The following is a 13987-nucleotide window of genomic DNA, read 5'->3' as shown; positions in this document are numbered from 1 at the left end:
CAGCCTACGTGTTCCCGCCTCGCAAAGCAGAGTGGTCCGCTGAGAGCGAACGCCCGACGGTCAGCGGACAGCGAACTCCGTGATCACTGCCGCGTGGTCCGAGGTCCACTCGTTCAGCGCGTGGTCGGGCTCGGGGCTCGGAGTGCCGGCAACCACGGCGTCCGAGTCGGTAACGCGCCACTCGCCCTTGGCGTACACGAAGTCGATCCGGTCCTGCGGCTCTGGCTGCCCCACGAACTCGTCGTAGCCGTAGCCCCCGGTGAACGTCTTGTACACCGGGGACCAGGTGATGCCCGGCTCGGCCACCGGGTCGCGGTGGATCCTGCGATAGGTATCGACCAGTCCGGCGTCCGTGGGGATGACCGACGCGGGCCACAGCACCCCGGCGGCGTAGCCGCAACGTTGGGTACGCGGGCTCCAGTCCAGGTGCGAGGCTGCGTTGAAGTCACCGGTGAGGAGCACCGGCGTCGCGTCGGATCGGCGCAGGTCTCGACCCATCTCGGCAACGATGTCGGTGATCTGCCCGGTCCGGCCGGACTGCCCTTCCTTGGCGAAGAGCTGGTCGATGGGCAGGTGGCCGAAGCAGGCGTCGTACGGACCGTACGGCGTGTAGCCGAGGTGGGTGATCCAGACAGTCACGTCCGTCCGGCGACGGGCATCGAGGCGGACCGTTGCGCTGATGGCCGGCATGCCCGACTCCGAGGGCAACGGGCTGCGCTTCACGATGGGGTAACGGCTCAGGATGCCCAGGTCGTAGCCGGCCTGGTAGTAGTCCCAGCCGAGCGCCTCGCCCAGCTCCTTGGCAGACGTCCCGAAGCTTTCCTGGACGCCGATGACGTCGACGTCGCGGTCGAGCAGGAACCGCAGCTGCTTCTCCCGGTAGTCACTTACGTTGGTGCCGCCGTACCACATGTTCCACGTCATCACCTTGACGTCGGGCACGAGCTCGGCATTCGGGCCCCGCACGTCCACCGTGATCGTGGCGCGGGTCGACTCACCCGCGGAGTTCGACGCTTCGACCGTCGCGACGGCAGGGCGTCCGGCGCCCGGTCACCGGGGCACGCCGGGAAGGTTCGTTGAGACTGGGTCCTGAGCGTCGATCGAGGCCTGGACCGCTGCCTGGTGGGTCCCTCCCACCACGGCTGCGGGTACCTAGTGGTCCGCGTGGGAAATAGTCATCGGGTTGATGAAGTGAAATCATGGGCGCATGGCGAATCGACCTGCTCCGGCCCTGGTGCTGCGTGATGGTGACCGGGACAAGCTCGAGCGACTGACTCGCTCCTCGACGGTCTCGGCTGGTGCGGCTCAACGGGCTCGGATCGTGTTGCTGGCAGCCGACGGGGTGCCGAACGACCAGATCTGCGAGCTCGTCGGGTGCGGCCGTCAGAAGGTGCTGCAGTGGCGGGGCCGCTACCAGGGCAAGGGCATGGCCGGGCTCCTCGACCGGCAGCGTCCGGGCCGTCCGCGCACGATCGACCATCGCAAAATCGTGGCCGAGACACTGAAGCCCCCGCCGAAGAAGCTCGGCGTGACGCACTGGTCCACGCGGCTGTTGGCGGCTCGGTTGAAGGTCAGCGCCTACACCGTCGCGGAGGCTTGGCGTTCCTACGGGGTCAAGCCGTGGCGCTCGGAGTCGTTCCGGTTCTCCACCGATCCCGAACTCGAGGCCAAGGTCATCGACATCGTCGGGCTGTACCTGAACCCGCCAGAGAACGCGATCGTGCTGTGCGTGGACGAGAAGTCCCAGATCCAGGCACTGGACCGCACCATGCCGGTCCTTCCGATGCAACCCGGGCTCGTCGAACGCCGCTCTCACGACTACGTCCGCCACGGCACCACCACCTTGTTCGCCGCGCTGGAGATCGCCACCGGGAAGGTCACCGCCGCTCTCAAGCCGCGGCACCGCAACCAAGAGTTCCTCGCGTTCCTCAAGCAGGTCGAACGCGCCTACCGCGACGTCGTCGACGAGACCGGCCAGCCCGTCGATCTGCACCTGGTGATGGACAACTACGCCGCCCACAAACACACCAACGTGAAGAACTGGCTCATCGAGAACCCGCGCTTCAAGATCCACTTCACCCCGACCCACGCCTCCTGGATGAACCTCGTCGAGGTCTGGTTCTCCCTCATCGAACGCCAAGCCATCCGCCGCGGCGTGTTCACCTCGGTCAAGGACCTCAACACCAAGATCCGCACCTACATCGACTGCTGGAACGAACGCTCCCACCCCTTCGTCTGGACCAAGACCGCCGACGAGATCCTCACCAAAGCCAACCGGATGAAGACTTCAAATCCGGACCACTAGAGCCGAGCTTTCCAGCAGGTGCCGAACCTGCAGATGTCCGCCACTCGCGCAGCCGATTCACGGCAGTGCGTCGGTTGGCACCGGGGTGAATGCAGCGGATCGGGGCACCTCCGTGCTGATGGTCAAGTCGAACGCGTCTGGGGACCCGACTGTTGCGACGGTAGCGGGCATAGCAATGGATCTGAAGTAGTTGCCCTCGACGAGGACAATGTCCGGTTGCTGGAGGTGAGGCGACCTGTGCACCGGCTTCTGATCATCCAATTCACGCCCGCCCAGCTTCACCAAGCACTCGTGGATGGTCCACAGCTTCACGGCCTCTCTGTCGTCGCCGTTGTTCTCACCGATGGGAAGAAGTCGGACCATGGCGTCGCGGTGGTGCGGCTGCGGAGGGAAGTCTGCACAGTCGACGGCGATGGGCCCGCATCGACTGGCTGCCACCGCCACGGCGTCGGTTGCGTAGGCAAACGAGACGTGGACGGGCAGGTCGACGACGTGGGGACGACCGTGTGGGCCACCGCAGGTGGAGCACGTCTGGACGAGGGTCACCTGGGCGAGTTCGAGGGCCAACTGCTCGGCCACGACAATGCGGGCCAGCGCGTGGCCAACGGTGAAGTTTCGTCGCGCCTTGCCCGAGACTAGGTTGTCGCAGCGGATCAGCTCGGGCCCGCTGAGGAAGCTGCGAGCAGTGCCGAGAGCAAGCTGGCTCAAGGCCGAAGGCTTGATGATGCGCAGCTGAGCCGTGGACTCTTTGTCGACTCTCTGAAAAGACATCGCTTCAAGCCATCCGTCATGCACCCCGGGAGAGACCGGCTCGGGTCTCCCCAGTCATCTCAGTGATGATCATGTGCGGGCGCCCAGCCGTGTTCCCTCAAGGTCGAAGAGGGCGACCATCATGTCGCCATGGCTCGCGGAAGCGTGGGGTAGTCGGTGTATCCCTGGGCGCCACCGGAGTAGAAGGTTGCCTCGTCGGGCTCGTTGTACGGGCCGCCGCTGTGGATCCGTTCGATCAGGTCCGGGTTGGCCAAGAATGCCGAACCGACGCACACTGCTTGCGCCAGACCCGTGTCGAGCAGTTCCGCCACCTCGGGGTCCCACTGTCCGGCAGGAACCTGGCGACTGGGGTTGACGATCATCGGACCTGCCCATAGCGACCGCACCATCCGCGTGTACGCGGGGTCAACGGTCTCCAGTACGTGCAGGAATGCAATGGGCGGAAGAGCCTCCAGCAGAGCCGCATAGGTCTGCTGCACGTCGCCTTCGTCGATGTCGTTGTACGGGTTTCCCGGAGAGATCCTCAGGCCCACCCGGTCCGGCCCGATGGCGTCGGCCACGGCGTGCACGACCTGTTCGGTGAGCTTTGCGCGGCGCTTCGGGTCGCCGCCGTGCTCATCGTCTCTGTGGTTCGTGTTGGCGGACAGGAACTGGTGCAGCAGGAACCCGTTGCCGCCGTGGATCTCGACGGCGTCGAACCCGGCATCCATGGCCAGGCGTGCCGCGCGGACGAAGTCGTTGACCTCCTCGTTGATCTCCTCCGGCGTGAGCGCGCGCGGCTCGGGGTAGTCCATGAGCCCGTCCGGTGTGAAGCAGGAACCGGCCGCCGGGATGGATGAGGGGGCGACGGACTGGTGAGCGCTGGGGTACAGGGACGGGTGTCCGATGCGGCCGGCGTGCATGAGCTGGACTGCGATGAGTCCGCCGCGCGCATGGACTGCATCCGTCACTTCGCGCCAAGCCGCGGCTTGGGCTTGGTTGTGGAGGCCGGGGGTATTCATGAAGCCCTGCCCGACCTGCGTGGGCTGGGTGCCCTCGGTGATGATCAGACCGGCGTCGGCCCGCTGCGCGTAATAGGTAGCCATCAACTCTGTTGGTGTGCCGTCGGCGTTGGCCCGGTTGCGCGACATAGGTGCCATGACGAGCCGGTTTGCCGGGCGTAGCGCACCGAATGTGGTGGGTTCGAACAGATCAGGCATGGGAGATCTCCTTGTCACGGTCTTGCATGGATGCAGATTCGGCGAGGTGTGTTGCGTGCGCCGCCGCGAGGTGGCCGGCGACTTCGGCGGTGCTGACCAGGACGGCCATGTTGGCTTTCGATGAGCGTCCGTCGGTGGCGCGGTCGACGGACCGCATGAGGAACTTGGTGACGTCCTTGCCGGTGATACCGATGGTGCTGGCCTCACGCAATGCGTCCTCGACTGCGCATTGGGCTTCGTCGAAGTCGATGGCATCCTCTTCCCGCGGCGGGGTCGTGACCAGGACGGCTGTCGCGTTGCCCATCGACCAGTGCTGCTGTGCCGTCTTTGCCAGCAGCACTGGGTCGTCAACGCGTTGGGGGCTGCGCGAGCCGCTGGACCGGCAGTAGAACGCCGGAAAGTCGTCCGATCGATAAGAGACGACCGGGACGCAGTGGGTCTCCAGGAACTCCAACGTCAGCGGCAGGTTGAGGATGTTCTTTGCTCCCGCACAGACGACCATCACCGGAGTTCGGGTGAACTGGATCAGGTCTGAGGAGATGTCCATGGTGTCTTGCACGCCGTGGTGAACTCCGCCGATTCCGGCTGAGCAGAAGTGTTTGATGCCGGCGGCGTGCGCGGCCACAACCGATGACGCAACCGTGGTCGCGCCCATGCCACCGGCAGCCAGCGCGTGGCCCATGTCTCTGCTGCTGATCTTGGGGATCTTCTGGCTGGTGGCGAACCGCTCGATCTGTTCGGCGTCCAGGCCGATGAGAACGCGGCCGGCGTCGATGCCGATCGTGGCCGGGACCGCACCGCCAAGACGCACCGCTGCCTGCACCTTGATCGCGGCCTCGGCATTGTGGGGGTATTCAAGACCGTGGGTGATCACGTTGGACTCGAGCGCAACCACCGGAGTGCCGTCGTGTAACGCCGCAGCAACCTCAGGACTGAGGGCGATGGGTGGGCTGGTACTCACGTTCGCTCCTTGGTGGCCCCGGATGGGGGGCGGGTCGTGGCACCGAGCGTGCTTCGCAGACCGCGGAAGTTCGTGCCGCAGCCAGGTGCCGCAGCTCATCGGTGCTGAGCGCTTCGCCCAGTGGCTCAACGAGCTGTGCGCGGACCGCCTCGGCGAGCTCGTCGATGTCTTCTCCCAGCAGGGAGTAGTGATCTCCTTCGAGAGTCAGCACGGTCGGTGCTGCCGCGGAGTACTCCGGGGTGGCGTCGAGGAAGGAGTAGTCGTCCCCAGTGGCCTTCAGAACGCTGACCCGCGCGTTGAGCTGGCGCCCCGAGAGCTCCTCGAAGGTGTACTCGAATTGGAAGGTTCGCTCGACGATCCGCACGATTCGCCGGATCACGTCGCCTTCGAGCCCAGGCATGGTCGCGGCCATGAAGACCACGAAGGTTTCCTCGTCATGGACCTCACGCAGGCATTGCTCAACCTGGTGGCCGCGGACCGTGCTGGCGAACACCGAGAATAGGATGCGCACGTACTTGGCGTCGTCGTAGCTGGCGCTGCGGCCCTCGCTGGGCCCGTCGCCTTCCACCTGAGGGTTGCCGGGGCAGATCAGCAGCAGGTTGTCCACGACGTGGCCTGCCTTCTCCAGCTGCCACGCCGCCTCGAACGCCACTCGGGCTCCGAAGGAATATCCCATCAGCGTGTATGGGCCTTGCGGCTGCACGCGCTGAATTTGGTCGATGTCGGCCCGCGCCATCGAGCCGATGCTGGCGATAGGCTCCTCGCCGGCATTGATACCCCAAGCCTGAACTCCGAAGACCGGCCTGGCGGACATGGACTTGCCGAGCCCGGTCAGATTCATGGGTGAGCCACCCAGGCCGGGCCAGCAGAAGGCCGCGCGGCCAGTGGTGCATCTGTTCAGCACAATCAGGCGGGAGTCGTCATGCCCGGTCGCGTCCACCTGCGCGGCCAGGTCCCGCAGTCGCGGGTACCTAAACAGGGTTTGGACCTTCAGGCCGGCATCGCGGTCATGGTTGATGCGGTTGACCAGGCTCACCGCGGTCAGCGAGTCTCCGCCCATGGCGAAGAAGTCGTCCTCGGCGGACACATCTTCATACCCGAGGAATCGTGACCACAGGCCAGCGAGCCGCCGCTCGGTGTCGTTGTGGGGCTCGACGATTTGCCTGCCCGATGTTGCTTGTTTGAGTTGGACGGTGTCAGCCAGGGAGCGGAGATCGATCTTGCCGTTCGGGCTCAGTGGCAGCCGGTCAAGGACCAGGGTCGTGGCGGGGACCATGTAGTACGGCAGGGCCCGCCTCAGGTCGTCCTTGATCATCTCGGCGGGTCCGCGCATGTGGACCTCGTCCTCGTCCATGCCATCGCTGCCGATCTGGCTTTGGGAGACCTTGCCTCCGACTGCGAAGTAGGACGCCCCGGGAGTCTCGCCTGCATCCCGGAGAAGTGCGTCCAGGCGCAGCGAGGCTGGAAGGGGGTGGCCGGTCTTTGAGCTGTATCCCGACGCCATCAGACCGAGGCCGTGCTTGTTGCTTTGCACACGCTGAAGTGCACGCCCAAGGGCCACATACTCGAGCCACTGACCTGGGCTGCGGGTGACGATGGAGATTCCGAATCGCGACCGGTTGTACGCCTCCTGGTTGATGGCGATGACGTGGCGCGGCTCGATAAGGTCCGGCCCGAGCCTGGTCAGGTCGCCGTCCTCAAGCCGGTACAGGCCGGACGGCAGTTCTGCGACGCCTTCTGCGTGGGCCTGCACGTAGTAGGTGACAATGTCGGGGAAATGGCCCTCGCCTTGGGGCACAGCCTCGAAAGAGCCCAGATACGTGTCCGAGACCCCTGGTTGAAGGCTCGCCGCCGTGGACTGCTCGAAACCCAACGGACGCAGTGACAGACCTTGATCGATAAGCGCTTCCTCAAGCGTGCCGAGCATGTGACCTACCTCGATCTCAAGCACCTCGCGGACGTTGTTCTTGTAGACCGTCTCGATGGCCTCCTGCCGGCCCAGGAAGTGGAACGTCAGCCCTGGCGGATCTCCGGAGTCGGCATGACCGGGGTCGACCCCCTCCACCAGGTGGAGCTGGTGGTTGATCGGGTGGTAGTAGTACGTACCCGCCGCTACGTCAGCGGTGTTGCGGACGGTGACGAAGAGCTGGGTGGCGTACAGGGCTCCGGGCGAGGCGTATGCGAGCTTGGGCAGGAGGCGCTCTTGGCTGTGGAACTGACCGAACCAGCGCAACAGCTCGCTGAGTCCTTCGTAGGTCAGGTCTGAGAGCTCGCGACGGTAGTGGGGGCGCTGGGGCTCGACGAGAGCACCGAGGATGTTGTCGCGGGTTACGGCGCCACCGTTGTAGTTGCGGTAGGTCTTGCGGGAGAAGGCCGTGCGACGCTGATGCTGTGTGCCTGCCTGGTGAAGCAGCGGCAAGACAGGTAGGTCCCTCAGCTCATCGTCCGTGCGGACGCCCGGGTTGGACAACTGGGCACGGACCTGCACCCGGCTTGCCTTGGATTGGTGGTGCGACCCGTGGTTTCCCTGGTCCATCAGGGCGGCCTGCTTGGGGTCCATTTCGATGCAGGCGACCAAGACGTCGCGCCCCGTGCGGGCGTCTTCGGTCACCAGCGTGGCGGCCTTGCGCACCCAAGGGTGTTCTTCGATCCGGTGGCTGACCTCGTCGAGCTCGATCCGGTGCCCGTGCAGCTTGACCTGGCTGTCGCGGCGGCCGACGAAGTACATGACGCCTTCGCTGTCCCGCCTGACGATGTCACCAGTGCGGTAGTAGCGCTTGCCGCCCGCAGCGGGCACCGGAACGAACTTCTCCTGAGTCAGGTCGGGGCGGTGAAGGTAATCGCGCGCCAGCTGGGGACCCGCGATCAACAACTCGCCCTCTTGGTCAACCGGCAGCGGCTCCAGGTGCGGACCTACCACCAGCACCTCGCAGCCGTCCACTGGCACGCCGATGGGCACTGTGGGTCCACTCAGTGGAATGTCGCTCGGGGTGAGTGTGTGGCTGGTCGCGTTGATCGTGCACTCGCTGGGCCCGTACAGATTGGTCAGCGCAATGCCCGGCAGCGCGGCCAGCAGGTCGCGAGCCAGGACCGCGCTGAGCGCCTCCCCACCGCTGTAAACCCGCCTCAGGCTCGGCACGGTATCGAGGCGTTCAGTCTCGACCAGGGCGCGGAGAAGAGTTGGCACTGCCTGCAAAGTTGTGACGTCATTGTCGCGCATGGCGTCGATCAACGCGCCGGGGTCACGGTAGAGCCCCGACTTGCCGAGCACGATCCGAGCGCCGGTGGCGTTGGCCAGCAACTCCCACTGCGCGGCGTCAAAGCTGATGGGTGTCTTGTGGAGGATGGTTGTCCGCGCGCCCAGGTGGTCTTGGGCCTGCAGCCAGCGAATCTGGTGCGTGATGGCCTCGTGCGAGATTGCCACCCCCTTGGGACGGCCAGTGCTGCCGGAGGTGTAGATGACGTACGCCAAGTCTTGGGGCCGGGGCTCTGGCAGATCCCGGGCATGTTCAGGCAGGTCAGCCGCACCCGCAAGGCCCCGAATCTGGATGTTGTGTGGCAGGGCGTCACGCAGGTTGTCCGAGAGGCCGGGACTGGTGAGCACGACAGATGCACCGGAGTCCGCGACCATGTAGGCCAGCCGGTCTTCGGGGTATTCAGGCTCGAGCGGCAGATAGGCGGCCCCCGAGCGCAGCACCCCCCAGACAGCTACAACCAAGTCAATGGAGTGTTCAAGGAGCACTCCGATGATGCGGTCGTCAATGGTGGACGAGGAAGGGCGCTGCATCAGCTCAAGCGCCAAGGCGGTGCTGCGGACCTTGAGCTCATGGAAGGTCAACTGTTGATCGCCATGCGTTACGGCTACCGCGTCCGGACAATGACGCGCGTGTTCATCCAGCATGTCCATCAAAGTGGCGACGCCATGTTTGTTGGTAGACATATCTTCCCCGATTTCGGTTGATTCTCCGATGATTGAACGAAAAAGAACCGGCTAGCTGACCGCGCCCGAGACCGGCACAGCCGGTTCTGGCGGGCCAGGCTGCGGGCCCGACAAGGAAGGTGTGCGCTGAGTGACCACGATGGAGGCAACGATGAGCGCGGCGCCGGCGACCTGGACCAAGGTCAGGGACTGGCTGAGAAAGACGAAGCCGAGGATGGCCGCGGTCAGCGGACTGAAGAAGCCCAGGAACGACACCACCAGCGCCGGCAGCCGTTCAATCCCGCGGAACCACACCGTGTACGCGATGAGAGCGCCGATCACGGCAAGATACGAAAAGCCCGCGACGTTGGTTCCGGTGATCTTCGGTGGCAGGCCCTCAAGGAACACCATGGCAGGCAGCAGCAGGGCGCCGCCCAACGCAAGCTGAACGCCGGTGAAGCCCAAGAGACCCGTGCCGGGCGGGCGTCCCCACCGCTTGGTGAGCACAATTCCCGCGGCCATGCTCAATGCGCCGCCCAGGCCAGCAAGGACACCGACAGTCGTGAGTGTGGCTTCGGAGCGAAGAACGAGAAGACCCACACCCAGGGCACCCATGGCGCATGCAATGACATGCCCCGTTCGTATCCTCGCCCCGAGAAGGACAGCACCAAGCAGCAGCACGAACAACGGCTGCACCGACATGACAAGCGCGGCGACCCCGCCGGGCAACTCGTACGCGGCAACGAACAACAGGAAGAAGAACAAGCCGATGTTCAGCGCGCCCAGCACCGCGGTCTTCAACCACCAGATCCCGTGTGGCAGCGTGCGTGTCACCAGCATCAGCAACAGGCCGGCTGGCAGGGCTCGGACCGTCGCGGCGAGCAGGGGACGGTCCTCAGGGAGGAACTGCGTGGTGACCAGGTAGGTCGAGCCCCATACGATTGGCGCGAAGGCGGTGAGCGACAGGTCACTGGGTGAGAGTTTGCTCATGGCCTGGCGACGTCCGTCCCGAAGTACCGGTCACCGAAGTCGCCGATCCCAGGCACCATGAAGGCGTTTTCGTCCAGGTCGCGTTCCACCGATGAGGTGACGATGGTCAGATCGGGGTGCTCGTCCAGGACTCGTTCCAGGCCCGGAGGGGAAGACATCACGTTCACCGCGATGACGCTTGAACTCGGGGTGCCCGCCTCGGCGAGGACATCGAGAGCGGCTAGGAGCGAACCACCGGTGGCGAGCATAGGCTCGAGCAGCAAGACGTGCTGATGCTCCATGTCCGGAGGGAGGTGGAAGTAGTAGAGGCGGGGTTGCTTGGTCGACTTGTCGCGCTGGATCAAGATCTTGCCCAACCGCATGCCTGGGACAACCGCCCACAGCTCAGACTCAAGACTCTCACCGGCACGGACGACCGAGACGGCACAAGCCTTCTCGGTGACGACCAAGCCCTCGAACACGTGTCCAGCCGGGGTCAGGACAGCGTTCCGCTCGCTGGGCAGCAGCCCCACCGCCGCCTCGAGCAGCATCCTGAAGACGCGGCGCGAATGCGTGGTGAACACCTCGCGGCTGGCCTCCCGGTCCCGGATGAGAGTGTGGGCTGCCAGGAGAGCAGGGGTTGCCGGCAACACGTGCACTCGCGGGTGGCCGACAAACTCGCTGACCTCGCTCAGTGCCGCGCCGCCAGCGCTCTCAGAGCGTAGCGAAGGCATTCCGAGCCTCCTGGACGAAGCGGACTACCTTGTCGCGGTCCTTACGACCGTCGGCGCCCTCGAGGAGGGTGTGCGCGTCGACCGCTGCGGGACGTACGACGCGGACCGCTTCGGCCACGTTCTCGGGCGTCAGTCCACCGGCCAGCATCAACGGCTTGTCCGACCTGGCTGCGAGCTCGGCACTGACCGACCAATCGTGGGTCTTGCCCGTGGCACCCTTGGCCGCGGTGGCAGGGTCGAACGTGTCGGTGATGAACATGTCGACAAATTCCTGGCTCTCGTCGACCTGGGCCAGCAGTTCCGCGAGGTTGTTCTCGCGGACCACCAGCGACTTCAGCACCTGCAGGTTCGGGCGCAGCTGCTTCAGCGTAGCGAGCTCGGCTGGGGTCACGTCACCGTGCAGCTGCACGATCGAGCAGCCCAGCTCATCGCAGAACTCCGCCACCTCGGTCGCGACGGTGAGGTAGCTGATCAGCACGCCGGCTCGGTCGGTCGGCAGGTTGCGGATGATGGCCCGCGCGTCGTCCTCGCTGATGTCGTTCTTGCCGGACGGCAGGCGCAACGGGAAGCCGAGCCAGTCGACACCGCACTCGACCAAGAGGTCGGCCTCGCCTTTGTCGATGATTCCGGCTACCTGGATCTGGTTCTTCATGGATTCCCCTAGTTCTCGATGTGCTTGGAGACGCCGAACCGGCGCCCGTACGTGCTGTCGAAAATGTGCTGGTGGCTCAGGCGGCCCGGGTGCGCAGGCAGCTGGTCGGCGTAGCCGACAGCCATCACCAGGGCGATTACGAGGTCATCCCTGTCGTCGATGCCGATGGCCTTCTTGACCTGCTCCTCGTCCCAGCCGTTCATGGGCGCGGTGGCCAACCCCTCGGCCTGGGCGACGAGCATCGCGAACGACGCCACGATCATCGCGTCCTTAACGGCGTACTCGCGAAGGAGGCCGCGGTCCTTGAGGTCCTGCTGGAACCGCACCGCGGCCCTGGCCGAGCCGCGGGAGTAGTCGGGTGTCCACGCCCCCCGCGAGATGGCCGCGTCGTGCACAGCCGAGCGGTCCAACTTCGGGTCGTCAAACTCGCCCACGAAGACAAACAAAGCTGGCGCCGCGGCTGCAACCCTCTGACCTCCAGTTGCCTGGATGAGGTCTTCACGAACAGTCGGGTCGGTGACGATCACCATCGAGCGCGACTGGTGGTTCCAGCTTGAGGGTGCCTCCATAGCCAGCGTGGCCACTCGGTGAAAGAGCTCAGCGGGCACAGGTCGTGCCGACAGGTCCCGGACGGATCGACGCGCGGCGACCGCTTCGGCGACACTCATGATGACCACTGTTTCACCTCGTAGTGTTCGCTAACGAACTGTTCGATAGTGAATAGTGTACATGCTGTAATGTTACGGGTCAACGAAGGAATGGCAAATGAAACGCGACGTAGTCGACAACATCTTGGAGCAGTGGAACAGAGAGCGCCCCGACCTAGACGTCAGCGCAATGGGCGTGATGGGTCGACTCAACCGGGCCAGCGGAATGGCGCATGCTGACCTCCGACAGTTCATGAACCAGTTCGGGCTCGAGCCCTGGGAGTTCGACGTGATCGCCACGCTGCGTCGCGCACGCGCCGATGGTCCGCTGACCTCGGGTCAGCTGGCGGGCATGACGATGGTCGGATCGGCGGCGATGACGCACCGGATCGACCGTCTCGTGGAACGCGGGCTGGTACATCGGGAGACCAACCCGGCAAACCGCCGTCAGCTGCTCCTTTCGCTGACATCGCGGGGCGCGACCCTGGTCGATGACGTGGTCGGGCACCACGTCGACAACCAGCACAAGATGCTTGCTGCGCTGGACGCGACCGAGATCCAGACATTCGCAAACCTGCTCCGCAAGTTCCTGCTCTCACAGGGCGACGAATTCGACTGACTGCGGCTCTGATTGGACACGACCTGGCCGTCAGTTCAGCGCGACGCGAGTAGCTGGCGCGCCACCGGTGACCGCGGGACAGGGCTTCCAGATCATCGGCGCTGTCACCAACGACGAAGCAGGCACCTCGGTGGCGGGTGCCGGCGACATCAACGGCGACGGCAAGGACGACCTCTTGGTCGGTGCGCCCTGGTCCGACTACGGAGGGCGCACCGACGCGGGCAGCGTCTACGTCGTCTGGGGAAAAGCCACCGGCACCGCCGTCGACCTCGCCAACCTCGACAACCAATCGGGCGGAGGCTACCGGATCGGCTGGGCGACCTCCGAGACGTAGGGCAACACCGCGGTCACGGCGCCCCGTCGCGCTGCGTGCCGCCACGGCCGCACGGTGTATGGGGCCAGGATCGGCGGATAGAGGGCGGGCACCTGCGACCACAGGTTGGCGCCGCCCAGGACCAGCAGGTCTCCGGTCGGCCCTGCAGCCACCGCTTTGAGCTCCGTCGGCTCGAGCAGCTCCTGGAGATCGAGGTCAGGCAACCTCACCACCACATGCAGGCCTAGGCGTCCGGCCTCCTCAAGCACCGTCACCAGACCTGCCGTCAAGACGTCAGCCAGCCGGCACCCGGCGTCCATGCCTGCGTCCTCGCCGTCACGGCCGTGCAAGAACAGCTCCTGGAGCAACGGAGCGACGAGCCTCTGGGCGGGCGTCCCGACCACGAGGTGCTCGAGGCGGATGCTGCCGACACCGACGCACCTCGATGGTGCGACGAGGCGAGCTCGTCCACGCTGGGAGCAGTGCAGTAGAGGTCGAGGCCGCGCACCATGCAGGCACTGCTCGCGACCTGCATGGACCGTGGACGCGCGACCGGGATGGTGCCACGCGGAGTCGCGAGCCCCTCGGGTCCCAGGCTGACCTGCTCGCCGTGCTGCAGCGTGTGGGTCCCGATCGTGAGCCATCCGTCGGCCAGCGCGCCACCGGGCACCGCGGCGCAGAACATCCCTCGAGCACGGGAGACCACGGCCAGGTGCGACGTCGCGCCGACCGACCGGCATATGTGACCGACTGGGAGCTCGTCACGCCCGAGCCAGGTCAGCCCCGCCCGGTCCTGGACCACGAGCACCGGACCGAGGTCAGCGGGCGGGTCGCCGCCCTCGGAGGCGAACCACACGGTGGCGTTCTCGAACGCTCCCGTAGCCAACGGGGTGAGCAC

Annotated in this window: 14 protein-coding genes; 3 read left to right on the top strand and 11 right to left on the bottom strand. The window is 65.5% G+C overall.

The window, feature by feature from the left end:
* Window positions 1-60: 60 nt before the first annotated feature.
* Complete coding sequence (locus H4Q84_RS16305; protein ID WP_248580134.1) at window positions 61-966, bottom strand: endonuclease/exonuclease/phosphatase family protein; 906 nt, start codon at window positions 964-966, stop codon at window positions 61-63.
* Window positions 967-1207: 241 nt separating this feature from the next.
* On the opposite strand from H4Q84_RS16305, the gene H4Q84_RS16300 reads away from it, so the two are divergent.
* The gene (locus H4Q84_RS16300) at window positions 1208-2305 is read left to right on the top strand and encodes an IS630 family transposase (protein ID WP_248580133.1); all 1098 of its coding nucleotides are present in this window, start codon (window positions 1208-1210) and stop codon (window positions 2303-2305) included.
* A 57-nt stretch (window positions 2306-2362) separates the two neighbouring features.
* Here the strand turns inward: H4Q84_RS16300 and H4Q84_RS16295 are convergent, their stop codons facing one another.
* From H4Q84_RS16295 to H4Q84_RS16260, 8 genes are all read right to left on the bottom strand, one after another.
* Window positions 2363-3076, bottom strand: coding sequence for a hypothetical protein (locus H4Q84_RS16295; RefSeq protein ID WP_248580132.1), 714 nt, complete (start codon window positions 3074-3076; stop codon window positions 2363-2365).
* A 119-nt stretch (window positions 3077-3195) separates the two neighbouring features.
* Window positions 3196-4275, bottom strand: coding sequence for an alkene reductase (locus tag H4Q84_RS16290; RefSeq protein WP_248580131.1), 1080 nt, complete (start codon window positions 4273-4275; stop codon window positions 3196-3198).
* Window positions 4268-5236: a pseudouridine-5'-phosphate glycosidase gene (locus H4Q84_RS16285; RefSeq protein ID WP_248580130.1), complete on the bottom strand. Its 969-nt coding sequence runs from the start codon at window positions 5234-5236 to the stop codon at window positions 4268-4270. Before H4Q84_RS16285 ends, H4Q84_RS16290 begins: the two co-directional genes overlap by 8 nt.
* Window positions 5202-9176 (bottom strand): amino acid adenylation domain-containing protein, encoded by a 3975-nt coding sequence (locus tag H4Q84_RS16280; protein WP_248580129.1) that lies wholly within the window; start codon window positions 9174-9176, stop codon window positions 5202-5204. The genes H4Q84_RS16285 and H4Q84_RS16280 overlap by 35 nt, the downstream gene beginning before the upstream one ends.
* A 51-nt stretch (window positions 9177-9227) precedes the next feature.
* Window positions 9228-10145 carry an EamA family transporter gene (locus tag H4Q84_RS16275; protein ID WP_248580128.1) on the bottom strand — a complete coding sequence of 306 codons (918 nt, stop codon included), beginning with the start codon at window positions 10143-10145 and terminating at the stop codon, window positions 9228-9230.
* Window positions 10142-10858, bottom strand: a complete 717-nt coding sequence (gene upp, locus H4Q84_RS16270; protein WP_248580127.1) for a uracil phosphoribosyltransferase — start codon at window positions 10856-10858, stop codon at window positions 10142-10144. The genes H4Q84_RS16275 and upp overlap by 4 nt, the downstream gene beginning before the upstream one ends.
* Window positions 10839-11510 (bottom strand): phosphoribosylanthranilate isomerase, encoded by a 672-nt coding sequence (locus tag H4Q84_RS16265; RefSeq protein ID WP_248580126.1) that lies wholly within the window; start codon window positions 11508-11510, stop codon window positions 10839-10841. The genes upp and H4Q84_RS16265 overlap by 20 nt, the downstream gene beginning before the upstream one ends.
* An 8-nt stretch (window positions 11511-11518) precedes the next feature.
* Entirely contained in the window at window positions 11519-12178 is a 660-nt protein-coding gene (locus H4Q84_RS16260; protein ID WP_248580125.1) for a nitroreductase family protein, read from the bottom strand.
* Window positions 12179-12275: 97 nt separating this feature from the next.
* On the opposite strand from H4Q84_RS16260, the gene H4Q84_RS16255 reads away from it, so the two are divergent.
* Together H4Q84_RS16255 and H4Q84_RS16250 are read left to right on the top strand one after the other, a co-directional pair.
* A complete protein-coding gene (locus H4Q84_RS16255; RefSeq protein ID WP_248580124.1) occupies window positions 12276-12776 on the top strand; it encodes a MarR family transcriptional regulator in 501 nt (166 codons plus the stop codon).
* A 67-nt stretch (window positions 12777-12843) separates the two neighbouring features.
* A complete protein-coding gene (locus H4Q84_RS16250; RefSeq protein WP_248580123.1) occupies window positions 12844-13110 on the top strand; it encodes an integrin alpha in 267 nt (88 codons plus the stop codon).
* On the opposite strand, the gene H4Q84_RS16245 is transcribed toward H4Q84_RS16250, so the two are convergent.
* A complete protein-coding gene (locus tag H4Q84_RS16245; RefSeq protein ID WP_248580122.1) occupies window positions 13077-13319 on the bottom strand; it encodes a hypothetical protein in 243 nt (80 codons plus the stop codon). The two genes, H4Q84_RS16250 and H4Q84_RS16245, sit on opposite strands and share 34 nt — an antisense overlap.
* 56 nt (window positions 13320-13375) lie before the next feature.
* Window positions 13376-13987 carry a hypothetical protein gene (locus H4Q84_RS16240; RefSeq protein WP_248580121.1) on the bottom strand — a complete coding sequence of 204 codons (612 nt, stop codon included), beginning with the start codon at window positions 13985-13987 and terminating at the stop codon, window positions 13376-13378.

This window comes from Nocardioides sp. InS609-2, from assembly GCF_023208195.1.
Classification (GTDB): domain Bacteria; phylum Actinomycetota; class Actinomycetes; order Propionibacteriales; family Nocardioidaceae; genus Nocardioides.
This window is presented reverse-complemented; position numbering and strand designations above follow the sequence as displayed.

Bases quoted from the DNA above. Each gene is read 5' to 3' on its own strand.
- H4Q84_RS16300 (WP_248580133.1), top strand. From the start codon at position 1,208: ATGGCGAATCGACCTGCTCCGGCCCTGGTGCTGCGTGATGGTGACCGG.
- H4Q84_RS16295 (WP_248580132.1), bottom strand. From the start codon at position 3,076: ATGTCTTTTCAGAGAGTCGACAAAGAGTCCACGGCTCAGCTGCGCATC.
- H4Q84_RS16290 (WP_248580131.1), bottom strand. From the start codon at position 4,275: ATGCCTGATCTGTTCGAACCCACCACATTCGGTGCGCTACGCCCGGCA.
- H4Q84_RS16280 (WP_248580129.1), bottom strand. From the start codon at position 9,176: ATGTCTACCAACAAACATGGCGTCGCCACTTTGATGGACATGCTGGAT.
- H4Q84_RS16275 (WP_248580128.1), bottom strand. From the start codon at position 10,145: ATGAGCAAACTCTCACCCAGTGACCTGTCGCTCACCGCCTTCGCGCCA.
- upp (WP_248580127.1), bottom strand. From the start codon at position 10,858: ATGCCTTCGCTACGCTCTGAGAGCGCTGGCGGCGCGGCACTGAGCGAG.
- H4Q84_RS16265 (WP_248580126.1), bottom strand. From the start codon at position 11,510: ATGAAGAACCAGATCCAGGTAGCCGGAATCATCGACAAAGGCGAGGCC.
- H4Q84_RS16260 (WP_248580125.1), bottom strand. From the start codon at position 12,178: ATGAGTGTCGCCGAAGCGGTCGCCGCGCGTCGATCCGTCCGGGACCTG.
- H4Q84_RS16255 (WP_248580124.1), top strand. From the start codon at position 12,276: ATGAAACGCGACGTAGTCGACAACATCTTGGAGCAGTGGAACAGAGAG.